This is a genomic window from Achromobacter sp. 1014246743, assembly GCF_059760725.1.
Genome location: NZ_JCBANA010000024.1, coordinates 57,293 through 82,895 on the forward strand (window position 1 = coordinate 57,293; position 25,603 = coordinate 82,895).

A 25,603-nucleotide genomic window follows, 5' to 3' on the forward strand; every position below is an offset into this window, starting at 1 on the left:
CACGGCGTCCTTGATTCATTGCATTTCGAGTTAATTACAGGACGCTAGGAAAATGGCTCAGAAGGGCAAAGTTAAGTGGTTCAACGCTGACAAGGGTTACGGTTTCATCACGCCGGACGCCGGCGGTACCGATGTTTTCGCACACTTTTCCGCCATCCAGGGCCGCGGCTATCGCAGCCTGAACGAAGGCCAGGAAGTCGAATTCGAAGTCAAGGATGGTCCGAAAGGACCTCAAGCGGCCGAAATTCGCCCGCTCTAAATCGGGAAATCCCAATTTCCCGTCTGCCAGGCCAAGCCTGGCTACGACGCCCCAGAACCTCACGGTCTGGGGCGTTGTTTCATTCCGGTCGGAGATTCTGCGGCGTCGTTTTCGGCGTAATGTTAGTGTTCACTAACATATCCTCCAACCTTGGATAAGTTTGTGGATAATTATTTTCGGGCATGTGTATCCGGGTGCTCAGTAATGAAGCAACTCGGGTTTCGAATCCACGGTTTTGCACATTTTTCGACGCTTCCAGAAGCGCACCCAGCGCCGGTATTTTGCGGCGGTCGGCGCCAGGCCAGCGGCTGGCCGTTCCCTGGGAAACCGCGCTTTTCCCTAGGGAAACCATGTGGTTACGCCGATTTTACGGATTATTGTTCGTCCCAGGGTGGGCTGTTTTGGTCCAGTCTTGCGGTGCAAAGCGGAGCATTTTTTCTCTGCAGAGAGACGGTTGTTCACAAAGATATCCCCATCCCGGTTATGCACAGAATTAGGCCTTGAGTACCCAAAAGGCGGGTGCTCAACCTGTGGATAGAAATGGGGAAAGCGGTCGTCAGCGATCCCCGCTCCGCCCGAATCCGTCGTTTCGAGGGTGCGGCCGGCGGTACGACGGTCGCCTTGCTGTGGATTTCACGTGGAAGCGGAATTCACGCCGAATTGTGTTCCAGCGACTTTTCCACAGCTTGGCGGCATGCCGGCTCAGCCAAATGGATGATGGCGTTGCGCGCAAGGGGCGGGCAAGATATTTGCTGAACGACGGGTGCCCAATAACTTGTACACAGATAGGCGCGTGATGCGAGTTCTGGATTTGGGTGGGGATAAGTACAGCGTCCGTTGCGGACCGTTCCAGACAGGGCGGCGGTTTGACTTCTTGATGGATACGAAGTTCCCGTCGAACTCGGCATCCATCGCATGGCGGGGCGTCACATGGGTACGGCTTGTGGACGCATGAAAAATAAATAAAAAGCTTATTGGCGCGATAGAGCCGACTTATCCACAATTTTTTCCACTGATTTTGGTGGCGGTGTTGGTGGGTCGCCCAGCTGTCCAGAGATCGAGGCCAAGCGGGGCAAAAGTAGCGCTACGTGTTGGCTGCAGAGACAGTTTTCCTGGGAAGGGATTGCCGTTTTGTGCGTTTTGCCAAATCTGGGTAATTGAATTGCCGGCGGTCGTTCGTGGCCGATTACCGGGCAATCTCTCCTACCTGATCGTGGGCTCGCTGCGAGTTATCCCCAAAGTTGTTCCACGTGAAACGGGAGCCCTGGAACGGGTGCGGGCTGTGGATTTCCATGTTGATAAACCGATGACGCTTGGCGCACTGAGCGCGGCGAAGCTGTCGGGAGCGGCCCGACATGCTGTTTGTCGGGAGCATCTTTGATCGGCTAGCGGCGCCCGGTTCGTTGTGGTTCGGAGTGGCGATCAATTGCGGGGACGCATAAGGAAAGTGTCGAGCCGGTCCTTGCTTAGGCCCCGTAGTGGGGTGAAATCCTGCAGCACAACCCGAGATTTTTGCCTTGCTATGTTTCATTCGGATGACGGGAGATGGTCAACCGAATACGGGTCGGACGTAATCTTCCGTGAGGATCGTGAAATTTTCGGTTGGCGGAGTGGTTCCTCCGACGGCTACGCAGCACGAGGTTTCACGTGAAACTCGAAAATTCGCCATGTTTTCGGGTAAGGGGTAAGGTAGGGTGCTGAAAGGCATTTATTTTTTAGGCTGCCGATCGGTCGATCCGAGCTGGTGACGTCGGGTTGGGCACCTGTTGTTTTGTTGACCAGGTACCCGATACGGTGGCTTTATTTGCCTTTGTGGCTGCTTGGGATGTGGTCGTTGGCCCGTCGACCTGCTTGATCCGATATGTTCCACGTGAAACACCGCAGCGCGGATTGTTTTAAGGCGCCAGGCGATGGATGGCTTGTGGCACATGGCCCATGTTTCACGTGGAACATTGCCCACAGGGAGTGCGGTGGTCTGGATCATTAGGGCCTTCAAGGAATAGTGACCTGCACGGGCAGGGTAGGTCTGCGCACGATCGATTGCTACGAATTAATGTTTCACGTGGAACATCTGCTGGCCTCCTACGGTGCCGTTGCCCACCGCTGCATGCCCGTGTAAAGCGCAATGCAGAGTTGGGCTTATGTCAGATAGGAGGGGGGCTGTTTCACGTGAAACACACGTCCTGCTTCCTCCACGATCCTATGTCGGGATGCATTTGATGTGATGTAGCAGCCGTCCAGGCAGAGGCGAGAGGCCTCTAGGTCGCGAGCCGCGGTGGATGTTTCACGTGAAACATACATCCAGAAGACAAATTGGAAGTCGATTTCCGCTGCGGGGCTTCAATCGATTAGGGGCTGGTGATGCCGGCTACCATGTGACCAGTCATGGACTGGTATCTGACAATCTAGCCAGTTATCGATGTTTCACGTGAAACATACCTTGGCCAGGGCAGGGCGCGCAGATGTTCCACGTGGAACACTCCCATCAACAGAGGCAAATGCCGACATATTTGGTCGGACGGACAGCTCGCCCGTTGCCTTTTGTACACGAACATTGAAAGACCGCGCGACCCATTGCTGCACCGAACCATGTTTCACGTGAAACATGCCCCCCCTGCCTCTATAATGAGCACCGAACGCTCTCTTACCTCCCCATCATGGATTATCCCCGCGAATTCGATGTCATCGTCGTTGGTGGCGGCCACGCCGGCACCGAGGCGGCGCTGGCTGCAGCACGCGCTGGCGCCCAGACGCTGCTGCTCACCCACAACATCGAAACCCTAGGTCAGATGTCTTGCAATCCCTCCATTGGCGGGATCGGCAAAGGTCATCTCGTCAAAGAAGTTGACGCCCTTGGCGGTGCCATGGCTTTGGCGACGGACGAGGCGGGGATTCAGTTCCGCATTCTTAATGGCTCGAAAGGGCCGGCCGTGCGCGCGACCCGCGCCCAGGCAGACCGGGTGCTGTACCGCCAAGCCATTCGTGGCCGCCTGGAGAATCAGCCCAATTTGTGGCTATTCCAGCAAGCGGTGGAAGACTTGATGGTAGAAGGCGACCGTGTGGTCGGCGCCGTGACCCAAGTCGGACTCAAGTTCCGGGCCAAGACCGTGGTCCTGACCGCCGGTACATTCCTCAACGGCCTGATTCACGTGGGTCTGCAGAATTACTCCGGTGGCCGCGCAGGTGATCCCCCGGCTATTTCCCTGGGGCAGCGCCTGAAGGAACTGCAGCTGCCGCAAGGCCGCTTGAAGACCGGCACGCCGCCGCGCATCGACGGTCGCAGCATCAACTACAGCATTCTGGAAGAGCAACCGGGTGACCTGGATCCGATTCCGGTGTTCTCGTACATGGGCAATGTGGCCATGCATCCTCGGCAGTTGCCCTGCTGGATCACCCACACCAACGCGCGTACCCACGACATCATCCGCGGCGGGCTGGATCGTTCGCCGATGTATAGCGGGGTGATCGAAGGGGTGGGGCCGCGTTACTGTCCGTCCATCGAAGACAAGATCCACCGTTTCGCCGACAAGGAATCGCACCAGGTCTTTCTCGAACCCGAGGGGTTGGACACGCACGAGGTCTATCCCAACGGCGTATCGACCAGCTTGCCGTTCGACGTGCAGCTGGAGCTGATCCATTCTTTGCCCGGCCTGGAACACGCGCACATCCTGCGCCCCGGGTACGCGATCGAATACGACTACTTCGATCCACGTGGATTGAAGAGCACGCTCGAAACCAAGGCGATCTCCGGGCTGTTCTTCGCGGGTCAGATCAACGGCACCACCGGCTACGAAGAAGCCGCAGCCCAAGGACTCCTGGCTGGCGTGAACGCCGCGCTGCAGTCGTTGGGGCGCGATCCGTGGACGCCGCGCCGCGACGAAGCCTACCTGGGCGTATTGGTCGACGATCTGGTGACGCGCGGCGTCACCGAGCCGTACCGCATGTTCACCTCGCGAGCCGAATACCGCTTGAGCCTGCGTGAAGACAATGCGGACCTGCGCCTGACCGAAATCGGCCGGCAGCTCGGCATCGTCGACGACGCCCGCTGGGAAGCCTTCAATCGCAAGCGCGATGCGGTGGCCGCCGAGGTCGAACGTTTGAAGTCGTCCTGGGTCAATCCGCGCTTGTTGCCGCTGGAAGTGGCAGAGCCCTTGCTGGGCAAGGCGATTGAACGTGAGTACTCACTAGCAGATCTGCTGAAACGCCCGAATGTTTCCTATGAAGCCCTGATGGCCGCCCGCAATATCGACGGCACGCTGCTGGCCGGTCCCGGCGTGGTGGCCGACGAGGTGCTGGCCGAGCAGGTCGAGATCCAGGTGAAGTACGCCGGCTACATTGCGCGCCAGCAAGATGAAGTGCAAAAGCAGATTGCCCACGAACAACAGCCCATTCCGGCGGACGTCGATTACGACGCCGTGACCAGCCTGTCGTTCGAAGTGCGCCAGAAGCTCAAGACTCACCGGCCCGAGACCATCGGCCAGGCCGCCCGGATTTCGGGCGTGACACCGGCGGCGATCTCGCTGCTGCTCATTCACCTCAAGCGCCTGCATTACGGCTCGCGCAAGCAAGCCGCATGAGCGCCCATCCCGATCCGGCCGGCGCAGACATGGCCGGCCGTCTCTCCCGTGCATTCGAGCAACTGGGGCTGCAGGCCGATGCCGACGCGGCCGCCAAGCTGCTCGACTACCTGGCGCAGATGCAGCGCTGGAACCGAACCTATAACCTGACCGCCATTCGCGATCCGCAGCAGATGCTGGTGCAGCACCTGTTCGACAGTCTGGCCGCGGTGGGCCCGTTCAGCGACGCGCTGGGCCAGCCTGGCACGCCGGCCAGGATCTACGACGTGGGATCGGGGGGGGGCCTGCCCGGGGTCGTCCTGGCCGTCATGCGGCCCGCATGGTCCGTGACCTGCATCGATGCTGTAGAAAAGAAAACCGCATTCGTCCGGCAGATGAGCGGCGCCCTGGCCTTGCCCAACCTGCAGGCCCGCCATGCACGTATCGAAACGCTGGACCCTGCCAACTGCAACATTGTGACGTCGCGCGCCTTCGCTTCTTTGGATGATTTTGCAATGCTCGCGGGCAGGCACGTGGGCAACGATGGTACCCTCGTCGCCATGAAGGGCAAGGTCCCCGATGATGAGATCGCAGCGCTGCACGCGCGCGGGGAATGGCAAGTCGACCATATTCAGCAACTCCGGGTGCCGGAGCTGCAAGCAGAACGCTGCCTGATCTGGATGCGCCGCAGTCAAGGAACCCTATGAAGAACTTACCCCCCAGCTCATCCGCCCGTGTTTTCTGCATCGCCAATCAAAAGGGTGGTGTGGGCAAGACGACGACCGCCATCAATCTGGCGGCGGGCCTGGCGACGCACAAGCAACGCGTGCTGCTGGTGGACCTGGACCCGCAAGGCAACGCCACGATGGGCAGCGGCATCGACAAGAATTCGCTCGAGTCGAACCTGTACCAGGTGCTGATCGGTGAATCCACGATCGAGCAGGCGCGCGTGCGCTCGGAATCGGGCGGCTATGACGTGTTGCCCGCCAACCGTGAATTGTCCGGCGCCGAGATCGACCTGGTGCAGATGGACGAACGCGAGCGTCAGCTCAAGGCCGCCATCGACACCGTGGCCACCCAATACGATTTCGTCCTGATCGACTGCCCGCCCACCTTGTCGCTGCTGACGTTGAACGGCCTGGCCGCGGCGCACGGCGTCATCATCCCGATGCAGTGCGAATATTTCGCGCTCGAAGGCTTGTCCGACCTGGTCAACACGATCAAGCGCGTACACCGCAACATCAACGACGACCTGCGCGTCATCGGTTTGTTGCGTGTCATGTTCGACCCGCGCATGACGCTGCAACAGCAGGTGTCTGCGCAGCTCGAAGCGCACTTCGGCGACAAGGTCTTCAAGACCGTCGTGCCGCGCAACGTGCGCCTGGCCGAGGCGCCCAGCTATGGCATGCCCGGCGTGGTCTACGATCGCGCCTCGCGGGGGGCGCAGGCCTACATCGCCTTCGGCGCCGAAATGATCGAACGCGTTCGCGATCTCAATAAATAAGCCGTAAGCATGTCCGTCGCACCGCGCCATTCGCCCTCCGACGCTTTGCCCCGCACGCCGCCCGCCGACGTGCGCGATGCGCTGCGCGTGCGGCTCGAAGAGGCCGCGCTCAATGCTACGGCGGTGCGCGCCCAGGTGCTCTACGACGGCTGGCTGGTGCGGTTGTCGCCATCGTCCGCCAAACGGGTACGCAGCATCAATGTGCTGGGGTTATCCACACGTCCGCTGGACGAGCGGCTGGCGTATTGTTCATCGTTGTATGCGCGCCATGGCTTGCCCATGGTGCTGCGCATCACCTCCATCGGTCCCGATTTCGCCCTGGACGCCGAGCTGGAGTCCCGTGGTTACATCCTCACTGGCGAGACCCGAGTCATGAGCATGCCGCTCGCCCCCAGGCCTGGCGCCCGGGGCGATCTGCTTTTCAAGACAGTGGACGCTGCCCGATTCGCGGCGGCGGTCGGACGCATGCGTGATTCCCGGGCGGAGCACATCGCCGAGCACCAGGCGCGCCTCGAAGGCTTGGCTGTGGATATCATGCCGGTGCTGGCCTCGGACAGCGCCGGACACTGTGTGGCCGCTGGCATGGCCGTACGCGACGGCGATGTCGTGGGGCTGTTCGATGTGGTGACGGATCCTGCGCAAAGGCGCAGGGGCCATGCCGCCATGCTGGTCGAACATCTGTTGGCAAGCGCCGCCACGGGCGGGGCCACCACGGCATATTTGCAGGTAGAGCCGGAAAACACCGCGGCGCGCGCCTTGTACGGCCGCTACGGTTTCAAAGACTGTTACGCGTATTGGTACCGCCTGCCCGCCGAGCAGGCGGACGCCTGAGCCTGGCTCGGGATACAAAAACAGAAGGAAAGAGGATTTAACTATGGCCACCAAGAAACCCAAGGGTTTGGGTCGCGGACTTGACGCCTTGCTGGGCGCCGACGCGCCCGCCATTGACAATATCGGCAAGGCTGCGGCCAAGCCCGAGGGTCTGCCGTCCACCTTGCCTGTTTCGAAGATGCGGGCCGGCAAGTATCAGCCGCGCACTCGCATGGACGAGGGCGCGCTGGGCGAGCTGGCCGAATCGATACGCACACAAGGAATCATGCAACCCATTCTTGTGCGCGCGCTGGGCGAGGCGCCCGGCCACTACGAGATCATCGCGGGCGAGCGCCGTTTCCGTGCGGCGCAGCTCGCCGGGCTGAAAGAAGTGCCGGTGCTGGTGCGCGAAGTCGCCGATGAAAATGCGGCCGTCATGGCGCTCATCGAAAACATCCAGCGTGAAGACCTGAACCCGCTCGAAGAAGCGCATGGCGTGCGCCGCCTGCTCGACGAATTCGGCCTGACCCACGAGCAGGCCGCCCAGGCCATCGGCCGCTCGCGTTCGGCCACCAGCAACCTGCTGCGCCTGTTGAACCTGGCAGCCGCGGTGCAGACCATGCTGCTGGCGGGTGACGTCGACATGGGTCATGCGCGCGCGCTGCTGGCCGTGGATGCCGCCACGCAGATCCAGCTGGCCAACCAGATCATCGCACGTCGCCTGTCGGTGCGCGAAGCCGAAAAGCTGGTCGCCAAGACCGCCAAAGAAGCCGAGACAGCCGCCTCGCCCAAGAAAAAGACGAACGGCGCGTCGCGCGACCTGACGCGCCTCGAAGAGGCCCTGTCCGACCACCTGGGCACCCGTGTCGCGCTGAAGGTGGGTGCCAAGGAAAAGGGCCAGATCGTCATCGACTTCCACGGCTGGGAACACCTGAATTCGCTGCTCGAGCGTCAAGGCCTGTCCGGAGTGGTCGATGCCTGATATGGCTTTGCCGGTCATTGCGGTATTGGCTACGGGTGGCACCATTGCCGGCGCCCAGGCCGATGCGACCGCCGCGGGCTACAAGGCAGGCTCATTCTCGGTAGGTGATCTGCTGGCTGCCGTGCCGCAGTTGGCGGGCCTGGCGGACATCCGCGCCGAACAGGTGGCCAACGTAGGTAGCCAGAATATGACGCACGACGTCTGGCGCACGTTGGCGCAACGCGTGGATGCGCTATGCGCCGACGCATCGGTGGCCGGCATCGTCATCACGCACGGCACGGATACGCTTGAAGAAACCGCGTACTTTCTCAGCCTGGTGATCCAGCACGACAAACCGGTGGTGCTGGTGGGGGCGATGCGTCCCGCTACCGCGCTGGGCGCCGAAGGCCCCGCGAACCTGTACAACGCTGTCGCGCTGGCTCGGCATCCCGACGCGCGCGGTCGGGGTCCGCTGGTCGTCATGAACGAAGACGTGCACTACGCGCGCGAGATCCAGAAGGTCGCCAGCGCCGGCATCAGCGCCTTCGCGTCGCCCAACCGCGGTCGCGCAGGCGTCATGCATGGCGGTGTGCCGTGCTTCTATTCGCGCAACACCACCACGCATACGGCACAAAGCGAGTTTTCACTCGCATTGTTGGAAAAGGCTGGGTGGCCACGCGTGGACATCGTCTATGCGCACGCCAATCTGCAAGCCGATGTCATTGCATTCGTCGCCGGCAAGGCGGACGGCATCGTGCTGGCCGGCGTAGGCGATGGCAATGCCACCGACCTGGCTGTGGACGCCCTGACCCGCGCGGCTGCCGATGGCGTGGCAGTGGTGCGGTCCAGCCGCACCGGCAGCGGCCTGGTGGCGCGTGACGTCGAACTGGACGACGCGGCGCGGGGCTTTGCCGCCGCCCGCGACCTGAACCCGCAGAAGGCCCGCATCCTGCTGATGCTGGCCCTGTGCGTCAGCCGCGACCCTGCGGTCGTGCAGGGTTACTTCGACCGCTATTGAAGGCTTGCGGGGTTGGCGGTGGCGTCTGCGTGCCGCGCCAGTCCCAGGCTGGCCTTGAGCATGTCATAGACCTGCCGCGTCAGCGGATTGATCAGATCGCGCCTTATCCACAGGAAGTACGTCACGTCCGGCAAGGGCGGCAGGCCTTCCTTTTCTCCCAGCACCCGCATTTCCGGCCCCAGCAGTTCCACGCTGCGTGCCGTCACGCCCAGGCCTGCCCGCAGCGCGGCCTTGATGCCCACCAGGTTCGGCGCCACGTAGTTGGTGTGCCAGCGTACCTGCGCCTGTTCCAGCGCGGTGAGCGCCAGGCGGCGAAAGATACTGGGCTCGTCGGCGAGCACCAGCGGCACGGGCGCGCTCACATCGTGCACATAGTCGGCCGACGCCAGCCAGACGGTGGGCGAGGTGCGCAGCGCCACGCCCTCGAAATCCTGGTCAAAGCGGGTTGAAATCGTCAGGTCGAGTTCGCCTGCCCGCAGTGCGTCCATCAGGAACGGACTGCGGTCGGCGCGGATTTCGAGTTTCACGCGGGGCGCCGAACGCGCGATGTGCGTCAGCAACGTGGGTAGGATGGTGTCGGCGACGTCCAGCGGCGCGCCCAATCGCAAATCGCCTTCCAGGGGCCCGTCCTGCAGCGCGCGCAGCGCCTCGTCGTTGATGGCCAGCATGTGGCGTGCATATTCGACCAATCGCCGGCCATGGGTGGACAAGACCTTGTTGCGCCCCTGCTTTTCGAACAGCGGCAAGCCGATAGCGGCTTCCAGGCGTTGCATTTGCTGCGTGACGGCCGATTGTGTCTTGTGCAGCCGGTTGGCCGCTTCGGAGAACGTGTCGTAGCGCGCGATCGCCGTCAGCGTGCGCAGCAGGTCCAGATCCAGATTGCGCATATCCCTTGAGATCGAAAAGTATTAGCAATGCTTATGGAATCTTAAGGCAATTTAAATTGTTCCGCCCCGCGCAGGGCGATACAGTGATCGAAATAACTCATGAAACAAGAGGGAAAGTCACTGTGGGTAATGCGCATCCTCACCAGCAGGGCATCGACAGCACCGTTGGAAATATTAAAAATACTTTAGGAAATAAGGGCCTGAACCGTGACAGCTTGAAGGTCGTGCTGGACCAGCTGATCCAACTGGCCGGCCACGCCGACTGGTGGGCCCAGGATCGCTACCCGGCGCCGGAAGAAGGCGAGCGCCAGGCGCGCTACCTGATCAGCGAAGACGCCGACAAGCAGTACGCGCTGTACCTGAACGTGATGCGGCCGGGCAAGCAGATCGTGCCGCACAACCACACCACCTGGGCCTGTATCGCGGCCGTGGAAGGGGTGGAATACAACTACGTCTACGACCGCACCGACGACGGCTCGGTGCCGGGCGTGGGGCATCTTGAAAAGACCGGCACCGTGGTGGTCGGCCCGGGTAGCGGCATTGCGCTGATGCCCGACGACATCCACGCGGTCGAGATCCAGGGCGACAGCGTCATCCGCCATCTGCACATGTACGGCCGCGCGCTGGAAACGCTGACCGAGCGGTTGGCCTTCGACCTGGCCGCCGGCACCTGCAAAGTCATGCCGATCGGCGTGCAGACGCGTCGCTGACCATGGACAAGCCCTATCGGCCCGCGACGCGGCTGCTGCGCGCCGGGCGCCCTCATGGCGGCTGGGTCAATACGCCGGTCACGCGGGCCAGCACCTATGTGTTCGACAGCGTGGCGGCCTGGCGCGACACGCGGGCGCGTCGCGAGCAGGAACGCCTGCCGTCCTACGGCGCACGCGGCACCGACAGCACCCATGCGCTGGAAGACGCGCTGGTGGAACTGGAACAGGGCTTTCGCGCCAAGTTGTTCCCCACCGGGCAGGCGGCCATTGCGACTGTGTTGCTGGCCTATCTGCGCGCCGGCGATCACGTGCTGGTGACCGATGCAGTCTATGAACCCGTGCGTCGTTTCTGCGCCGAACATCTGTCGCGCCTGGGGATCGAATACGCGTATTACTCGCCGGACGGCACCGGCCTTGAGTCGTTGATACGCCCGAATACCCGCATGATCTACGCCGAGTCGCCGGGTTCGCTGACCTACGAAATGCCGGACCTGAGCCATCTGGCGACGCTGGCGCGCACCCATGGTTGCTGGCTGGCTGTGGATAACACCTGGGCTTCCGGCTTGCTGTGCCAACCGCTGTCGCTGGGCGCCGATATTTCTATCCTCGCGGCCACCAAGTACCTGGGCGGCCATGCCGACGTGATGATGGGCGCAGTCGTGACCAACCCGCGCGCCTGGCGGCCGTTGGATCGCGCCGGCATCGACTTCGGCCAGACTGTCGGCGCCGATGACGCCTTCCTGGTGCTGCGCGGCATGCGTTCACTGCCGCTGCGCCTGGCCCAGCATGCCCGCAGTGCGATGCGCGTGGCCGAGTGGCTGCAGGGCAGGGCGGAGGTCGCGCGCGTGTTGTGCCCGGCGCTGCCTGACGACCCTTCCCACGCCGTCTGGCGGCGTGAATGCTCGGGCACCAACGGCTTGCTGACCGTGGAGTTCGCCGCGCCCATTACCGATGCCGACATGGAGCGCGCCATCGATGCGCTGCGCCTGTTTGGCATCGGCGCGTCCTGGGGCGGCTTTGAAAGCCTGGTGATTCCGATGCAGTTGCGCAATGCGCGTTCGCTGCCGGCTGCGCAGGCGCATGGCCCGATGTTGCGGCTGCATATCGGGTTGGAAGACCCGCAAGACCTGATCGCCGACCTCGACCACGCCTTCACCCAGCTTCGACCCGAGCGCTGATATCCGCCATTCCCCCTTTTCCGATTCCCGAGAATTCACTGATGCATCCCCATTCCGACCTGAACACGGCCGACGTCGATTCCCACACGCTCAAGGACTGGCTGCACGACGGTAGCGAGATCGCGCTGTTGGACGTGCGCGAGCATGGCCAATACGGCGAGTCTCACTTGTTCTATGCCGCGCCGGTTCCGTACAGCCGACTGGAAGCCGACATCGTGCGGTTGGCGCCGCGTCGCGGCGTGCGGGTGGTGGTCTATGACGAAGGTGGCGTGGACGAGACGGCGGCGCGCGCCGCACGCGCATTGCGTGCGCTGGGCTACACGCAGGTGCACCGGCTGGCGGGCGGCATCGAACAATGGCGACGCGACGGCTATGCCGCATTTGCCGGCGTCAATGTGCCCAGCAAGACCTTCGGTGAACTCGCCGAAGAAGTGTTCCACACCCCCCGTATCGGTGCACGCGAACTGGCCGAGCGCCAGCGCCGCGGCGACGACCTGATCGTGCTGGATGGCAGGCCCTACGCCGAATACCAGAAGATGAGCATTCCGGGCGGCATCTGCTGCCCCAATGGCGAGCTGGCGTTGCGTGCACATACCCTGGCCAGGAACCCGACCACCACCATCGTGGTCAATTGCGCAGGACGCACGCGCAGCATCATCGGCGCGCAGACGCTGATCAACCTGGGCGTGCCCAACCCGGTGTTTGCGCTGGAAAACGGCACCCAAGGCTGGTACCTGGAAGACTTCAAGCTCGACCATGGCGCGCAGCGTCGCTACGACGATAGCGTGGTGCCTGAGGACTTGCCGGCGCTGGTGCAGCGCTCGGCCAATCTGGCCGAGCGCCACAACGTGCCGCGCGTCGACGCAAGCCAGGTACAGGCCTGGCTGGATGAGGCGGGTCGCAGCACCTTCCTGTGCGATGTGCGCAGCGCCGAAGAGTTTGCGCAAGGGTCCTTGCCCGGTGCCCAGCACACGCCGGGCGGCCAGCTGATCCAGGCCACCGACCAATACCTGGCCGTGCGTGGCGCACGCATCGTGGTGTTCGACGCCGAAGGTGTGCGCGCGCCGGTCGTGGCCAGTTGGCTGCGCCAGATGGGCTGGGATGCGAGCGTGCTGCAAGAGGGCGTGGCCGCAGCGCTGAAAGCCAACGTGGTGCCGGCCGATGCTCCGTCCGTGGCCGTGTTGGACGACACGGCGCTGGTCGCAGCATCCGCGCAGGGCGCGCAGCTGGTCGACATCCGCGCCAGCATGCGCTATCGCACCCAACATATCGCGGGGGCGCAATGGTCGATTCGCCCACGCTTTGCCGATCTGGCGTTGGACCCCGCGCAACCAGTGGTGTTGCTGGCCGACGAACTGGCCGTGGCCGCCTGGGCGGCGGCTGATCTGCGGGCGCTGGGCGCAAGCGACGTCAAGGTGAACCTCGGCTCGCCGGCCGGCTGGTCGGCAGCGGGCCTGACCCTGCAAGCCACGCCGGACGAGCCCGCCGACCGCGATTGCATCGACTACCTGTTTTTCGTGCACGACCGCCACGACGGCAACAAGGCCGCGGCGCGTCAGTACCTCGCCTGGGAAACCAACCTGGTCAAGCAGATCGACGAGCGCGAACGCGCCGCGTATCGCTTTCCGGCTTAGTCGCCCATGGGCCGCATGAGCGGCCGCACGACCTGCTTTATCCGATCAGCACGCCCCGGTGCCCAGCCGCCGGGGCGCGGACGGTTCATGGCGAACCGGAATGCAACGGACGGCCGAGTATCCGGCCGCCGACTACAAGGGGAAGTACCGATGACAAAGCAACACGTGCTGCAAGCCTGCACCACCGCGGCCGCCTTGGCTTGCCTGGCCTGGGGCGTCAACGCCCACGCTCAGGCATTGGCGCCGCTGGCCGACTATCCCAAGCAAGCCATCACGGTGGTGTCGCCGTTTCCGCCCGGCGGCGGCAATGACGGCGTGGCGCGCCTGATTGCGCAGGAGTTGGGCGCGATCACGGGTCAGAGCGTGGTCGTGGAGAACCGTTCTGGCGCCGGTGGCAATGTGGGTACCTCGCAGGTCTCGCGCGCCAAGCCGGATGGCTATACGCTGGTGATGTCGCAGACCAGCGTCATGGCGGTCAATCCGCGCCTGTACAAGAACGTGGGCTTCGATCCGGTCAAGGACTTCGTGCCCATCTCGCAGATCACCTCCGCGCCGCTGGTGCTCGTGTCGCGCAGCGAAAGCGCCTACAAATCGCTGGGCGACTATCTCGACGCCGCGCGCAAGCAGCCCGGCGTCATCACCTATGCCACCCCGGGCAACGGCACCATGAGCCACCTGATGGGCGCGCTGCTGTCGCAAAAGGCCGGTGTGAAACTCGTGCACGTGCCGTATCGCGGCGCCGCGCCTGCGATCACCGACCTGATGGGCGGCACGGTGGACATGCTGATTACCTCGCCCGCATCGGCCGAACCCATGGTGGCCGCGGGCAAGCTGCGCATCCTGGCGCTCAGCCACGACAACGGCATCGGTATCTTCAAGACCGCGCCCACGCTCAAGCAATCGGGCATGGACGGCATCACCGCCGACGATTGGTACGGCCTGTTCGCGCCGGCCGGCACGCCGCCGGACCGCATCGCCTATCTGGCCAAGGCCGTGGCTCAGGCCATGAAATCGCCCAACGTGATCGCCAAGATCCAGGCCGGCGGCAGCCAGCCGGTCGGCAGTGCGCCCGATGCCTTCCAGAAGCGGCTGCAGCAGGACACCCTCTATTGGGCAGACATGGTGAAGGTGGCGGGCGTGTCGGTGGACTGACGCGCGGCTACACCGTCAACGTCTTGCCCACGGCGGTCTTCAGTGGCGCGAAGGCCGGCATCTTTTCGGCGTTGGTGTTGGTGACCAGGTAATCAATGCGGCCGACCTCGCAATACGACACGCGGCTGCACAGGCCGATCTTGCTGAAGTCGGCCAGCAGCACCCGTTGCTTGGCGTTGGCGGCCATCGCTCGGGCCACCTCGGCTTCGCGCAGGTCGTAGCTGGTGGCGCCGCATTCGGCGTCCACGCCCACCGGAGACAGCAGCGCCAGGTCGGCGCGGTAGCGGTGGATCTCGGCGATGGTGATGTCGCCGGCGGTGGCGCATACCGGGCCGCCCACCGATCCACCCAGCATGATCAATTCGTTGGCGCCGTTACCGGCCGCGCCGACCTTCAGGGCCACGTCGAACGAATTGGTGATGATGGTCAGCCCGGTCAGCTTGGCCAGTTCGTCGGCCAGCACGCTGGTGGTGCTGCCGGCATCCAGAAACAGTGTCTGTCCGCTGCTGACCAGGCCGGCAGCGGCGCGTGCGATGGCGCGTTTGTATTTGACGCGCGTGTGCACCCGTTCGGTGATAGGGGGTTCGCTATGCACCGGCACGGCGCCGCCGTGCACGCGGCGCAACTCGCCCATCGCTTCCAGCTCCAGCAGGTCGCGCCTGACCGTCTCCCGTGATACCCCCAGTTCGCCGACGATACGGTCGGTCGATACCTGCTGCAGGGAAGACAGCAGGGCGCGGATTCTTTGATACCGCTCTTCTTGCCACATATCGGATGCTTCCTAATCTATTTGCGGCGCCGCGCCGCCAGCGCGATCAACGCGCGCATCGCCAGCAGGGAACCGCCCACGACCAGCATGATAAGCGTCGAATAGGCCGCCGCCTGCGAGACGAACCCCGCTTCGTCCAGCCGCAAGACAGAAACCGGCGCCACGCTGACCGAGGGCGTCACTAGGAAAATCACCGCGGACAGCGTGACCATGGACCGCATGAACAGGAAGAAGAACACGCCCAATACGGTGGGGGCGATCTGCGGCAGCACGGCATCGCGCAGCACCTGCCAGGTGCCCCCGCCCAGGCAGCTGACCGCTTCCTCCAGCGCTTGCGGCACTGCGCGCATCCCCGTCATCATCGTCAGAAAGCCCTGCGTGTGATAGTGGTAGAAATTGCACAGGGCGATCAACGCGGCGCTGCCGTACAGCGCATACAGCGGCGTGGCGGGCGAATTGAAGGCGAAGATGTACGACAGGCCCAGCACCAGCCCAGGCACGCCCACCGGCAGCACCGACACCAGGTACACCAGCTTGGCCCAGGCCCGCGGGATGCGACACACGCCAAAGGTCAGGAAGAACAGCAGCAGCACGCCGCCGGATGCGGCCGCCAGTGACAGGTACAGCGATGTCCACAGCGGCGCGTAGCCGCCGCTGACGGTGATGTCGTAGTGCTTCAGCGTCCATTCCATGCGATACGGCCACAGGCGCATGAAGCTGGCGAACACGACGGTGGCCACCGTGGCCACGATCGCGCTGGTACACAGCAGCACGCCGGCCGTGAAGGCACGGTCGCGGCCGCGAGCGGGCTGCGGCATCACCCGCAATCCGCTGGGCGACGCCGAGCCGAACTGGCGTTGCGAGGCTACCCGTTCGATCTGCACCGAGATCAACGACGGCAGCAGCAACAGGATGCCCACCACCGATCCCATGCCGAAGTTCATCTGGCCCGAGACCTGGCTGTAGATCTCGGTCGCCAGCACCTTGTAGTTGCCGCCGATGACCGCGGCGTTGCCGAAGTCGGTGATGGTAATGACGAACACCACGAAGGCGGCGCTCAGCAGCCCGAACTTGCAGTTGGGTAACGTGATGTCGAAGAACTGCCGTGTGCTGGATGCGCCCATCACTTCGGCCGCGTCGTAGTAGCGCGCGTCGGTGTTGCGCAACGCGGCCTGCAGGATCAGCACTGCCTGGGGCAAGGCGTAGAACACGTTGGAAATCAACAGGCCCCAGAAGCCATAGATATCGAATTCCCAACCGGTCCAGCGGTGCACCAGGCCGTTGCGGCCCAGGATGAAGATCAAGCCCAGGCCTTGCACCAGCGAGGGCGCGAGCAGCGGCAGCACCAGCGCCAACTTGACGTAGGCCTTGCCGCGCATGCGGCTGCGGTCCAGCCCGTAGGCGATGGCAAAGCCCAGCAGCAGGCTGACGGCCGTGGTGGCCGCGCTCATGGTCAGGCTGTTGGCGGTGGCGGTCAGGATGCCGCGGGTCGCAAACACCTCGGCGTAGTTGCCCAGGCCGATCCCGCCATCCTTTTGGACCAGGCTGCGCCACGCCACGGTGGCCAGCGGAAACAGGAAAAACAACGCCAGGCCCGCCATCGGAATGCCGACGCAGGTCCACAGCAACACGCGGTCCAGCGACCAGGGAGTGCGGGCGGCGGGGGCGGATGCGGTGGCGCTCATGTGGGCCGTGCTCACTCGGCGGCTCCCGACCGCCTGGCCACGGCTGCCGGCGTCATACGCGGACCCAGGCGCATTGTCCCGGCTCCATGTCCAGGCGTACGGGGGCGCCCTGCGACAGGCCGGCCGCACCCTGTTGTTCCACCAGCAGTTCGCGGCCTTGCCAGTCCACCCGCAAGCGGGTGAGGTTGCCCATGAAGGTCATCTCGCGCACGCGCCCGGGGCCCTGGTCGTCGGGGGCGATGCGCAGGCTCTCGGGCCGCAGGCAGGCTTCGTAGCGGTCGCTGGCGCCGTCGGGCCGCGTCGCCAACAGCGCCGGCATGGCTTGCCGTACCCAGTCGGTGGGCAGCAGATTGCTCAGCCCCACGAAATTGGCGACGAACCGCGTCTGGGGCCGCAGGTACAGGTCGGACGGCGACCCCACCTGTTCCACGCGCCCGTCATTCATGCACACGATCTTGTCGGCCAGCGTCAACGCCTCTTCCTGGTCGTGGGTCACCATGATGGTGGGAATCCGCAGTCGGCGCTGCACGTCATGGATTTCTGCGCGCATGTCGGTACGCACTCGCGCATCCAGGGCCGACAGCGGCTCGTCAAGCAGGATCAGGGCGGGGTCTACCGCCAGTGCGCGGGCCAGCGCCACGCGTTGCTGCTGGCCGCCGGAAAGCTGGTGTGGATAGCGCTGCGCGTAGTCGGGCAGCTTGATCAACGCCAGCAGCTCCGTCACGCGTGACGCTATGCGCTCGCGGCTTTCACCGCGTATGCGCAGGCCGTAGCCGACGTTCTCTGCCACGGTCATGTTGGGAAAAAGCGAATACGACTGGAACACGATGCCGAAGCCGCGCTTGCGCGCCGGCAGGGCCGACAGATCGCGTCCGCCCAACCGGATGCTGCCGGCATCGAACGGCAGCAGTCCCGCCACGATGCGCAGCAGGGTGGTCTTGCCGCAGCCGCTGGGGCCCAACAAGCAGACGAACTCATGCTCGCCGACAGACAGGTCGATGCCTTCGAGGGCGACCGCGCCCTCGAAGGTCTTGCGTATCCCGCGCAGTTCCAGGTACATGGCTGCTCCAGCTGGGGACGCCGGCCGGCGGGTGCAGTCCGCGAGCCGTCAGCGTTTGATGGTGTCTTGCCAGGTCTTGATGGTGGCGTCGCGTTCGGCGGCGGATTTCTGAAAGTCCACGGGATACAGCACCGCGGTCAGGTCCTTGGGCAGGCCCGCGGCTTCGGCGGCCTTGTTCGGCGCCGCGCCGGGAATCGTCACCAGCTCCTTGTACTTGCTGTACAGCCCGCCCGCCTGGGCCGACAGCGTCCAGTCCAGGAAGCGCTTGGCATCCGTCGGGTTCTTGGCGGTCTTCATCAGGCCGGATGCCTCGAGCTCGTAGCCCACCCATTTCGACGGAATCACCATCTTGACGGGAAAGCCCTCTTCGATGGATTGCATGGCGGGGAATGCGAACGACACGCCGATCGCATACTCGCCGGCGCGGGCCATCTTGCAAGGGCGTGAGCCGGATGGGGTGTACTGCGCCACGTTCTTGTCCAGGTCCTTCAGGTACGCCCAGCCCTTCTCGGCGCCCATTCCCTGCAGCAGCGCCACGATCTGCAGGTAGCCCGTGCCGGACGCAGCGGGGCTGGGGATAACGATTTCACCCTTGTAGACCGGCTTGGCCAGGTCTTCCCACGACGTCGGCATGGGCAGGTTCCTGGACTTGAGCCTATCGGTGTTCACACAGAAGGCCGCGACGTAGCCGGTGGCGGCGAACCACTTGTTGTCGGCAGCCTTGTACTGGGCGGGCAGGGCGTCGATGCCTTTCGCGGCATACGGTTCCAGCAGTTGCTGCAGCCGCGGGTCCAGCATGTTGCTGACGGCAAAGCCCCAGATCACGTCCTGCTGCGGGTTGCCGGCTTCGGCGATCAGGCGCGCACCGAGATCGCCGGTGGACAGGCGCAGCACGTTCACCTTCACGTCCGGCATGGCGGCGTTGGCAGCCTTCAGATAGGCGGCGATTTCGTCCTCTTCCAGGGCGGAATAGACGGTAATGGCGCCGGCGTGGGCGGCCTGTGCACAACCTAGGGAAATTACTGCAACCACAAGGCTAAGCTTCTTCTTACATTGCATGATGGAACTCCGGAAAGGAATACACGGCAACGGCGGTGAGCTACGGTTTGCGGACAGCGGCCTGCTGTAAGACGGTTGGGTTGCTTTTTTAGGTATATTTGCAAATTTGTGGCAACGTGTCTAGACTGGAAAAACCTTAATCGCAAGGGTTTTTTTGGCGCTGCACCACGCCTGGGAGCTCGTCAATGCAAACTTCGCCGCCGCTTACCGCGCAGCAACTGGCCGCCTTTTCCTCGTTCGCCCAAACGCTGGCGGACCAGGTCCGGCCGTTGTCGCGCCAGTGGTTCCGCCACCCGCTGTCGGTGGACACCAAAGCGGACGAAAGTCCCGTCACCCAGGCAGACCGCGAGGTCGAAGCCGCATTGCGTGCGGCCATCGCCAGTCAGTACCCCGATCACGGCATCTTCGGCGAGGAATTCGGCGCCAGCCATGCCGAGGCTGACTGGGTCTGGTCCCTGGACCCCATCGACGGTACGCGTGCCTTCATCTCCGGCAACCCGTTGTGGGGCACCCTGTTGGCGTTGCTGCACCGTGGCCGCCCCGTGCTGGGCCTGATCGACATCCCGATGCTGGGCGAGCGCTGGCTCGGCGCCACCGATTCGCCCGCGCGATTGAACGGCGAAATCTGCCGCGCCAGCGGCTGCACCGAATTGGGGCAGGCGATTCTCTACGCCACTTCACCCGACATCTTCGAAGGCGCCGACCTGGCCGCGTTTGATACGCTGACCCAATCGGTGCGCATGCGCCGCTATGGGGGCGATTGCTACAGCTACGGCCTGCTGGCCAGCGGTCATGTCGACCTGGTGGTCGAGGCCGGCCTGCAGCCGTATGACTATCTGGCGCTGATGCCCGTCATCGAAGGGGCAGGAGGCGTCATTACCGATTGGTCGGGGCAGCCGTTAGGCCTCGCGTCGCAGGGCCGCGTGATCGCGGCCGCCACGCCGCAACTGCATCGCGAGGCGATGCGGGTGCTGGGGGCGGCCACAACCTGAAACGCCACGCCCCGCGACCCCGCAAGTCAACGCAACGCTTCAGCCATGGACAAGGTGAACGAGCATGCATGCACTAGGGGTAGCAACGGTGGAAGATGCAGAGCGGCTGGTGCAAGCCAGCACGCTCTCGCATATCAAGGTCGGCCTGTCTGACGTCGATGGCGTCATGCTGGGCAAGTACATCCGGCGCGACAAGTTCCTGGCCGCGCTGCGCGGCGGACTGGCGTTCTGCGATGTCGTGTTCGGCTGGGACCTGGACGACCAGCTCTACGACAACACCAAATACACGGGTTGGCACACGGCGTATCCGGATGCCAAGCTGCGCATCGTGCCGTCCACAGGTCGCCGGCTGCCGCTGGAACAAGGGCCCGGCGGCGAAGACATGCTGCTGTTCCTGGCCGAATTCGAAGGCCCCGCGGCCGAGATCTGCCCGCGTCGCTTGCTTCATCGCACGCTCGATCGCGCGGCCGACATGGGCTTCGAGGTCTACGCCGCGCTGGAATACGAGTTCTTCATGTTCCGCGAGACGCCGCATTCGGTGCGCGCCAAGCATTATCGCGACATGGAAAACTGGACGCCCGGCAACTTCGGTTATTCCATGCTGCGCAGCACGGTGCAGGGTGATTTCTATCGCAAGCTGCTCGACATGTGCGAACGCATGGACATGCCCATCGAGGGTCTGCATACCGAGACCGGTCCGGGCGTGCTCGAAGCCGCGATCGCGGTGGACCAGGCCGCAGCAGCGGGCGACAAGGCGTTTCTCTTCAAGACCTTCACCAAGGCGCTGGCGCAGCAGAACGGCCTGATGGCCACCTTCATGGCCAAGTGGTCGCATGATCACCCCGGTCAAAGCGGCCACATCCACCTGTCGCTGCGCGAGCGCAAGAGCGGGCGTTCGGCTTTCTACGACGAATCGCAGCCGCACGGCATGAGCCCGACGCAGGCCGCATTCATGGCCGGCGTGCAGCGCTATCTGCCTGAATTCATGGCGCTGTATGCGCAGACCATCAACAGCTATTCGCGGCTGGTGCCGGGCTACTGGGCGCCGCTGGATGCCACCTGGGGCATGGAAAACCGCACCACCGCGTTGCGCCTCATCCCGGGCAGCGACAAATCGCAGCGCGTCGAAGTGCGCATCGGCTCGGCCGACGCCAATCCCTACCTGGCCCTGTCCGCTGCGTTGGCATCGGGCCTGTACGGTATCGAGCAAGGCCTGAAGCCCGAGCCCATGGTGCAGGGTAACGCCTATACCCAGCAGTTTCCGGCGCACCTGCGTTTGCCGACCACCTTGTGGGAAGCGGCCCAGCGATTGCGTGAATCGGAAGCGGCGCGGCATCTGTTCGGCGATGCCTTCGTCGAGCATTACGCTGCCACGCGCGAATGGGAAGAACGCCAGTTCAGGCGCCACGTCACCGATTGGGAATTGGCGCGCTACTTCGAAATCATCTGACTGCTACGACACACCAAGTACTTATCCACAGCATGCATGCATAGGGCCGCCATGACGCAGGAACTCATCACCATCAGTCCCATCGACGGGCGCGAAGTCGTGCGGCGCCCCTACGCCAGCGAAGCGCAGATCGCGCAGGCGCTGGCTGACGCGCAGGCCGCGCAAGCGCCTTGGCATGCGTTGGGCATCGAACAACGCGGACGCATCCTGTCTGAGGCCGTCACGCGCTTTGTTGCGGCCAAAGCCGAAGCGGCGCGCGCGATCACGATCCAGATGGGACGGCCATTGCGCTACACACCCGGCGAAGTCGACGGCTTCGAGGCGCGCGCGCGCCACATGATCGGCATCGCCGAGGCCGCGCTGGCGCCGATACGCGTGCCCGAGCTGACTGGCTTCACTCGCTTCATCAGTCGCGAACCCATCGGCGTGGCCTTGACGATCGCGCCCTGGAACTACCCGCTGCTCACCGCCGTCAACAGCATCGTGCCGGCCTTGATGGCGGGCAATACGGTCATTCTCAAGCACTCCGATCAGACGCCGCTGTGCGCTGAATTGATCGCCCGCGCATTCAGCGAAGCCGGCGTACCGCAGGGCGTGTTCCAGTACCTGCATGCCAACCACGACATCGCGCAGCGGCTGATCCGCGCGCCTGAAATCGGCTACGTGTCGTTCACCGGCTCAGTGCGCGGGGGGCGCAGCGTGGAACAGGCAGCCGCCGGCCGCTTCATCGGCGTGGGCCTGGAACTGGGCGGCAACGACCCGGCCTATGTGCGTGAGGATGCCAAGCTCGATCACGCCGTCGAAACCCTGGTGGATGGCGCGTTCTTCAATTCGGGCCAGTCCTGCTGCGGCATCCAGCGCATTTACGTGGCGCGGTCCCGCTACCAGGAATTCATCGACCGCGCGGCGAGCCTGACCAACGACTACGTCCTTGGCGATCCGCTGCGCGCCGAAACGACCTTGGGTCCGGTGGTGCGCAGCCGCGCGGCCGACGAGGTGCGAGAAGTGATCGACGAGGCCCTCTCACGCGGCGCCCGCAACCTGGCCGACGCCAGCCGCTTCGAGGCCGCCCGCGCCGGCACGCCATACGTGGCACCCGCGTTGCTCACGCAAGTCGACCATCGCATGCGCATCATGAACGACGAGTGCTTCGGACCCGTGGTCGGCGTGATGCCGGTGGACAGCGACGAAGAGGCCGTTGCGCTGATGAACGACAGCCCCTATGGTCTGACCGCCGCCGTGTTCACGCAGGACGAGGGCGCCGCCTTGCATCTGGGCCGCCAGGTGCGCACCGGCACGTTCTTCATGAATCGTTGCGACTACCTGGACCCTGCGCTGGCATGGACCGGCGTCAAGCACACCGGCCGCGGCGTTTCGTTGTCGCAAGTCGGCTACGAACAACTGACCCAAGCCAAATCCTTTCATCTGCGCAGCGTGGCCTGAGGCCGCGCGACCAGGAGCCGACATGACTGTCCCCAGCGTCAACTGGAACTATCCCACCGCCATCAAGGCGGGCCCCGGCCGCATCAATGAACTGCCGCACTGGTGCCGCGAGCTCGGCATGGCAAGACCCTTGCTGGTCACCGACCCCGGCCTGGCGGCATTGCCGATGATCGGCGAGGCCGTGCGCGCGTGTCGGCAGGCGGGTTTGGAATGCGGCCTGTTCCACGAAGTGAGGGGCAACCCGACCGGGCGCAATGTGGACGACGGCGTCGCGCGCTATCGCGAAGGCCGCCACGACGGTGTGATCGCGTTCGGCGGCGGCTCGGCGCTGGACGCCGCCAAGGCCATAGCGCTGATGGCCGGGCAGAGCCGTCCGCTCTGGGATTTCGAGGACGTGGGCGACAACTATTTGCGCGTCAACGTTGCCGGCATGGCGCCGGTCGTGGCGGTACCGACGACGGCGGGGACGGGCTCGGAAGTGGGGCGCGCGTCCGTCATCACCGACGAGGCCGCCCACGTCAAACGCATCATCTTTCACGCGCGCATGCTGCCCGCCATCGTCATCCTGGACCCGGAACTCACCACCGGCCTGCCGCCCAGGATAACGGCGGCCACCGGCATGGACGCGCTGTCGCACAACCTCGAAGCCTACTGTTCGCCGTTCTTCCATCCCATGGCCGCCGGCATTGCGCTCGAAGGCATGCGCATCATCAAGGAATACCTGCCGCAGGCCGTCGCCGACGGCACCGATCTGCAAGCGCGCCAGCAGATGCTGGTCGCCTCCAGCATGGGCGCCACCGCGTTCCAGCGCGGCCTGGGCGCGATGCATGCGCTGGCGCATCCGTTGGGGGCGCTGTACGACGCACACCATGGCATGCTCAACGCCATCCTCATGCCTTATGTGCTCAAGGCCAACCAGCATGCCGTGGCCCCGCGGCTGCAGGCGCTGGCCCGTTACCTGGCGCTGCCGGACGACGGCCCGGGCGCCGTGCTCGACTGGGTGCTGGCCTTGCGCGAAACCGTGGGCATCCCCCACACCCTGGCCGACATCGGCATCAACGACTCGGAAGCCGAGCGGGTAGGGCGCATGGCCAGCGAGGATCCATCGGGGGGAACAAACCCCGTTACCTACACGCCTGACCAGTACGCCGAACTTTTCCGTGCAGCCGTTCGCGGAATCTTGTAAGCTTCGCCCCCTCTGCGCGGAAACGCGGCGGAGGTAGAACAAAAGATTTGAATATTTTTCGTCCCAGGCGTTTGACAGCGGATTTGAAAGTGTTCATAATCTCAAGTTCTCCGCTGGAGGGGTGCCCGAGTGGTTAAAGGGGGCAGACTGTAAATCTGTTGGCCTTGCGCCTACGTTGGTTCGAATCCAACCTCCTCCACCAGAGACCCATACCTGAATCCAGGCGATGTTTGCCTGGATTTTAAAATGTAGGCCTAGGGAACTGGGCGGCCTTCGCAACGAAGGTTGGAAAGTTCCCCAGGCCTTGATTTTGAAAGTCTGGGATAGAGATGGTGAAAGGGTAGCCCGCGGGTGTAGCTCAATGGTAGAGCAGAAGCCTTCCAAGCTTACGACGAGGGTTCGATTCCCTTCACCCGCTCCAAGATTTACATGCCCATGTGGCTCAGTGGTAGAGCACTCCCTTGGTAAGGGAGAGGTCGCGCGTTCGATCCGCGCCATGGGCACCACTAATTTCCAAAGTTCTTTTCTTCAGTCAGAAGCGCAATCCAGGTCAGGAGTCAGCCATGGCAAAAGGCAAGTTTGAACGTACCAAGCCGCACGTGAACGTGGGTACGATTGGTCACGTTGACCACGGCAAAACGACGTTGACGGCGGCGATCACGACCGTTCTGTCGAGCAAGTTTGGCGGCGAAGCCAAGGGCTACGACCAGATCGATGCAGCTCCTGAAGAAAAGGCTCGCGGTATCACGATCAACACGGCACACGTCGAGTACGAAACGGAATCGCGTCACTACGCGCACGTTGACTGCCCGGGCCACGCCGACTACGTCAAGAACATGATCACGGGCGCTGCCCAGATGGACGGCGCGATCCTGGTCGTGTCGGCCGCTGACGGTCCGATGCCGCAAACGCGTGAACACATCCTGCTGAGCCGCCAGGTTGGCGTGCCGTACATCATCGTCTTCCTGAACAAGGCTGACATGGTTGACGACGCCGAGCTGCTCGAGCTGGTGGAAATGGAAGTTCGCGAACTGCTGTCCAAGTACGACTTCCCGGGTGATGACACCCCGATCGTCAAGGGTTCGGCCAAGCTGGCGCTGGAAGGCGACAAGGGCGAACTGGGCGAGCAAGCGATTCTGTCGCTGGCGCAAGCGCTGGACACCTACATCCCGACGCCTGAGCGTGCCGTTGACGGCGCGTTCCTGATGCCGGTTGAAGACGTGTTCTCGATCTCGGGTCGCGGCACGGTGGTGACCGGCCGTATCGAACGCGGCATCATCAAGGTTGGTG

The 25,603-nt window shown here is 63.8% G+C and carries 21 protein-coding genes and 3 tRNA genes; 19 read left to right on the forward strand and 5 right to left on the reverse strand.

Annotated features, from left to right (window positions below):
• The first annotated feature begins 52 nt into the window (after positions 1–52).
• The 7 genes from AC6LJ2_RS12385 to AC6LJ2_RS12415 all read left to right on the forward strand — a co-directional run bounded on the left by AC6LJ2_RS12385 (position 53) and on the right by AC6LJ2_RS12415 (position 9,108).
• The gene (locus tag AC6LJ2_RS12385; protein ID WP_006389561.1) at positions 53–259 is read left to right on the forward strand and encodes a cold-shock protein; all 207 of its coding nucleotides are present in this window, start codon (positions 53–55) and stop codon (positions 257–259) included.
• A 2,657-nt stretch (positions 260–2,916) separates the two neighbouring features.
• Positions 2,917–4,836, forward strand: a complete 1,920-nt coding sequence (gene mnmG / locus AC6LJ2_RS12390) for a tRNA uridine-5-carboxymethylaminomethyl(34) synthesis enzyme MnmG (RefSeq protein ID WP_263915296.1) — start codon at positions 2,917–2,919, stop codon at positions 4,834–4,836.
• Positions 4,833–5,522 carry a 16S rRNA (guanine(527)-N(7))-methyltransferase RsmG gene (gene rsmG / locus AC6LJ2_RS12395; RefSeq protein ID WP_498151448.1) on the forward strand — a complete coding sequence of 230 codons (690 nt, stop codon included), beginning with the start codon at positions 4,833–4,835 and terminating at the stop codon, positions 5,520–5,522. The genes mnmG and rsmG overlap by 4 nt, the downstream gene beginning before the upstream one ends.
• Positions 5,519–6,319, forward strand: a complete 801-nt coding sequence (locus AC6LJ2_RS12400) for a ParA family protein (RefSeq protein ID WP_263915294.1) — start codon at positions 5,519–5,521, stop codon at positions 6,317–6,319. Before rsmG ends, AC6LJ2_RS12400 begins: the two co-directional genes overlap by 4 nt.
• 9 nt (positions 6,320–6,328) lie before the next feature.
• Complete coding sequence (locus AC6LJ2_RS12405; protein ID WP_498151449.1) at positions 6,329–7,150, forward strand: GNAT family N-acetyltransferase; 822 nt, start codon at positions 6,329–6,331, stop codon at positions 7,148–7,150.
• 43 nt (positions 7,151–7,193) lie between these two features.
• The gene (locus AC6LJ2_RS12410) at positions 7,194–8,111 is read left to right on the forward strand and encodes a ParB/RepB/Spo0J family partition protein (RefSeq protein ID WP_263915292.1); all 918 of its coding nucleotides are present in this window, start codon (positions 7,194–7,196) and stop codon (positions 8,109–8,111) included.
• On the forward strand, positions 8,104–9,108 hold the full coding sequence (locus AC6LJ2_RS12415; protein ID WP_445657868.1) for an asparaginase: 1,005 nt from the start codon (positions 8,104–8,106) through the stop codon (positions 9,106–9,108). The genes AC6LJ2_RS12410 and AC6LJ2_RS12415 overlap by 8 nt, the downstream gene beginning before the upstream one ends.
• On the opposite strand, the gene AC6LJ2_RS12420 is transcribed toward AC6LJ2_RS12415, so the two are convergent.
• Positions 9,102–9,995, reverse strand: a complete 894-nt coding sequence (locus AC6LJ2_RS12420; protein ID WP_263915290.1) for a LysR substrate-binding domain-containing protein — start codon at positions 9,993–9,995, stop codon at positions 9,102–9,104. The genes AC6LJ2_RS12415 and AC6LJ2_RS12420 overlap by 7 nt on opposite strands.
• A gap of 122 nt (positions 9,996–10,117) precedes the next feature.
• On the opposite strand from AC6LJ2_RS12420, the gene AC6LJ2_RS12425 reads away from it, so the two are divergent.
• From AC6LJ2_RS12425 to AC6LJ2_RS12440, 4 genes are all read left to right on the forward strand, one after another.
• A complete protein-coding gene (locus AC6LJ2_RS12425) occupies positions 10,118–10,705 on the forward strand; it encodes a cysteine dioxygenase family protein (protein WP_445659229.1) in 588 nt (195 codons plus the stop codon).
• Positions 10,706–10,707: 2 nt separating this feature from the next.
• The gene (gene metC / locus AC6LJ2_RS12430) at positions 10,708–11,883 is read left to right on the forward strand and encodes a cystathionine beta-lyase (RefSeq protein WP_498151450.1); all 1,176 of its coding nucleotides are present in this window, start codon (positions 10,708–10,710) and stop codon (positions 11,881–11,883) included.
• Between the two features lie 41 nt (positions 11,884–11,924).
• Positions 11,925–13,517, forward strand: coding sequence for a rhodanese-like domain-containing protein (locus AC6LJ2_RS12435; RefSeq protein ID WP_498151451.1), 1,593 nt, complete (start codon positions 11,925–11,927; stop codon positions 13,515–13,517).
• A gap of 150 nt (positions 13,518–13,667) precedes the next feature.
• The gene (locus tag AC6LJ2_RS12440) at positions 13,668–14,669 is read left to right on the forward strand and encodes a Bug family tripartite tricarboxylate transporter substrate binding protein (protein ID WP_263915287.1); all 1,002 of its coding nucleotides are present in this window, start codon (positions 13,668–13,670) and stop codon (positions 14,667–14,669) included.
• Positions 14,670–14,676: 7 nt separating this feature from the next.
• Here the strand turns inward: AC6LJ2_RS12440 and AC6LJ2_RS12445 are convergent, their stop codons facing one another.
• From AC6LJ2_RS12445 to AC6LJ2_RS12460, 4 genes are read right to left on the reverse strand one after another with little or no spacing between them, the layout of a single operon-like run.
• Positions 14,677–15,438 carry a DeoR/GlpR family DNA-binding transcription regulator gene (locus AC6LJ2_RS12445; protein WP_498151452.1) on the reverse strand — a complete coding sequence of 254 codons (762 nt, stop codon included), beginning with the start codon at positions 15,436–15,438 and terminating at the stop codon, positions 14,677–14,679.
• A 17-nt stretch (positions 15,439–15,455) separates the two neighbouring features.
• The gene (locus tag AC6LJ2_RS12450) at positions 15,456–17,123 is read right to left on the reverse strand and encodes an ABC transporter permease subunit (protein ID WP_498151456.1); all 1,668 of its coding nucleotides are present in this window, start codon (positions 17,121–17,123) and stop codon (positions 15,456–15,458) included.
• Between the two features lie 52 nt (positions 17,124–17,175).
• Positions 17,176–18,183: an ABC transporter ATP-binding protein gene (locus AC6LJ2_RS12455; protein WP_263915284.1), complete on the reverse strand. Its 1,008-nt coding sequence runs from the start codon at positions 18,181–18,183 to the stop codon at positions 17,176–17,178.
• Positions 18,184–18,231: 48 nt separating this feature from the next.
• A complete protein-coding gene (locus AC6LJ2_RS12460; RefSeq protein WP_263915283.1) occupies positions 18,232–19,242 on the reverse strand; it encodes an ABC transporter substrate-binding protein in 1,011 nt (336 codons plus the stop codon).
• Positions 19,243–19,427: 185 nt separating this feature from the next.
• On the opposite strand from AC6LJ2_RS12460, the gene hisN reads away from it, so the two are divergent.
• The 8 genes from hisN to AC6LJ2_RS12500 form a co-directional block, all read left to right on the forward strand.
• On the forward strand, positions 19,428–20,234 hold the full coding sequence (gene hisN, locus AC6LJ2_RS12465) for a histidinol-phosphatase (protein WP_263915282.1): 807 nt from the start codon (positions 19,428–19,430) through the stop codon (positions 20,232–20,234).
• Between the two features lie 64 nt (positions 20,235–20,298).
• Positions 20,299–21,684, forward strand: a complete 1,386-nt coding sequence (locus tag AC6LJ2_RS12470; RefSeq protein WP_263915281.1) for a glutamine synthetase family protein — start codon at positions 20,299–20,301, stop codon at positions 21,682–21,684.
• A gap of 51 nt (positions 21,685–21,735) precedes the next feature.
• Positions 21,736–23,127 (forward strand): aldehyde dehydrogenase family protein, encoded by a 1,392-nt coding sequence (locus AC6LJ2_RS12475; RefSeq protein WP_498151453.1) that lies wholly within the window; start codon positions 21,736–21,738, stop codon positions 23,125–23,127.
• 22 nt (positions 23,128–23,149) lie between these two features.
• On the forward strand, positions 23,150–24,313 hold the full coding sequence (locus AC6LJ2_RS12480) for an iron-containing alcohol dehydrogenase (RefSeq protein WP_498151454.1): 1,164 nt from the start codon (positions 23,150–23,152) through the stop codon (positions 24,311–24,313).
• A 115-nt stretch (positions 24,314–24,428) separates the two neighbouring features.
• Positions 24,429–24,515: transfer RNA gene (locus AC6LJ2_RS12485), tRNA-Tyr, on the forward strand.
• 145 nt (positions 24,516–24,660) lie between these two features.
• Positions 24,661–24,734 (forward strand) — tRNA-Gly (locus AC6LJ2_RS12490).
• A gap of 10 nt (positions 24,735–24,744) precedes the next feature.
• A tRNA-Thr gene (locus AC6LJ2_RS12495) sits at positions 24,745–24,819 on the forward strand.
• Between the two features lie 57 nt (positions 24,820–24,876).
• The coding region (locus AC6LJ2_RS12500) for an elongation factor Tu (RefSeq protein WP_498151455.1) at positions 24,877–25,603 on the forward strand (727 nt) is incomplete at its 3' end.

What these genes read in the sequence shown, in the direction of transcription:
- AC6LJ2_RS12385 (WP_006389561.1), top strand. Translation starts at nt 53, where the DNA reads ATGGCTCAGAAGGGCAAAGTTAAGTGGTTCAACGCTGACAAGGGTTAC.
- mnmG (WP_263915296.1), top strand. Translation starts at nt 2,917, where the DNA reads ATGGATTATCCCCGCGAATTCGATGTCATCGTCGTTGGTGGCGGCCAC.
- rsmG (WP_498151448.1), top strand. Translation starts at nt 4,833, where the DNA reads ATGAGCGCCCATCCCGATCCGGCCGGCGCAGACATGGCCGGCCGTCTC.
- AC6LJ2_RS12400 (WP_263915294.1), top strand. Translation starts at nt 5,519, where the DNA reads ATGAAGAACTTACCCCCCAGCTCATCCGCCCGTGTTTTCTGCATCGCC.
- AC6LJ2_RS12405 (WP_498151449.1), top strand. Translation starts at nt 6,329, where the DNA reads ATGTCCGTCGCACCGCGCCATTCGCCCTCCGACGCTTTGCCCCGCACG.
- AC6LJ2_RS12410 (WP_263915292.1), top strand. Translation starts at nt 7,194, where the DNA reads ATGGCCACCAAGAAACCCAAGGGTTTGGGTCGCGGACTTGACGCCTTG.
- AC6LJ2_RS12415 (WP_445657868.1), top strand. Translation starts at nt 8,104, where the DNA reads ATGCCTGATATGGCTTTGCCGGTCATTGCGGTATTGGCTACGGGTGGC.
- AC6LJ2_RS12420 (WP_263915290.1), bottom strand. Translation starts at nt 9,995, where the DNA reads ATGCGCAATCTGGATCTGGACCTGCTGCGCACGCTGACGGCGATCGCG.
- metC (WP_498151450.1), top strand. Translation starts at nt 10,708, where the DNA reads ATGGACAAGCCCTATCGGCCCGCGACGCGGCTGCTGCGCGCCGGGCGC.
- AC6LJ2_RS12435 (WP_498151451.1), top strand. Translation starts at nt 11,925, where the DNA reads ATGCATCCCCATTCCGACCTGAACACGGCCGACGTCGATTCCCACACG.
- AC6LJ2_RS12440 (WP_263915287.1), top strand. Translation starts at nt 13,668, where the DNA reads ATGACAAAGCAACACGTGCTGCAAGCCTGCACCACCGCGGCCGCCTTG.
- AC6LJ2_RS12445 (WP_498151452.1), bottom strand. Translation starts at nt 15,438, where the DNA reads ATGTGGCAAGAAGAGCGGTATCAAAGAATCCGCGCCCTGCTGTCTTCC.
- AC6LJ2_RS12450 (WP_498151456.1), bottom strand. Translation starts at nt 17,123, where the DNA reads ATGAGCGCCACCGCATCCGCCCCCGCCGCCCGCACTCCCTGGTCGCTG.
- AC6LJ2_RS12455 (WP_263915284.1), bottom strand. Translation starts at nt 18,183, where the DNA reads ATGTACCTGGAACTGCGCGGGATACGCAAGACCTTCGAGGGCGCGGTC.
- AC6LJ2_RS12460 (WP_263915283.1), bottom strand. Translation starts at nt 19,242, where the DNA reads ATGCAATGTAAGAAGAAGCTTAGCCTTGTGGTTGCAGTAATTTCCCTA.
- hisN (WP_263915282.1), top strand. Translation starts at nt 19,428, where the DNA reads ATGCAAACTTCGCCGCCGCTTACCGCGCAGCAACTGGCCGCCTTTTCC.
- AC6LJ2_RS12470 (WP_263915281.1), top strand. Translation starts at nt 20,299, where the DNA reads ATGCATGCACTAGGGGTAGCAACGGTGGAAGATGCAGAGCGGCTGGTG.
- AC6LJ2_RS12475 (WP_498151453.1), top strand. Translation starts at nt 21,736, where the DNA reads ATGACGCAGGAACTCATCACCATCAGTCCCATCGACGGGCGCGAAGTC.
- AC6LJ2_RS12480 (WP_498151454.1), top strand. Translation starts at nt 23,150, where the DNA reads ATGACTGTCCCCAGCGTCAACTGGAACTATCCCACCGCCATCAAGGCG.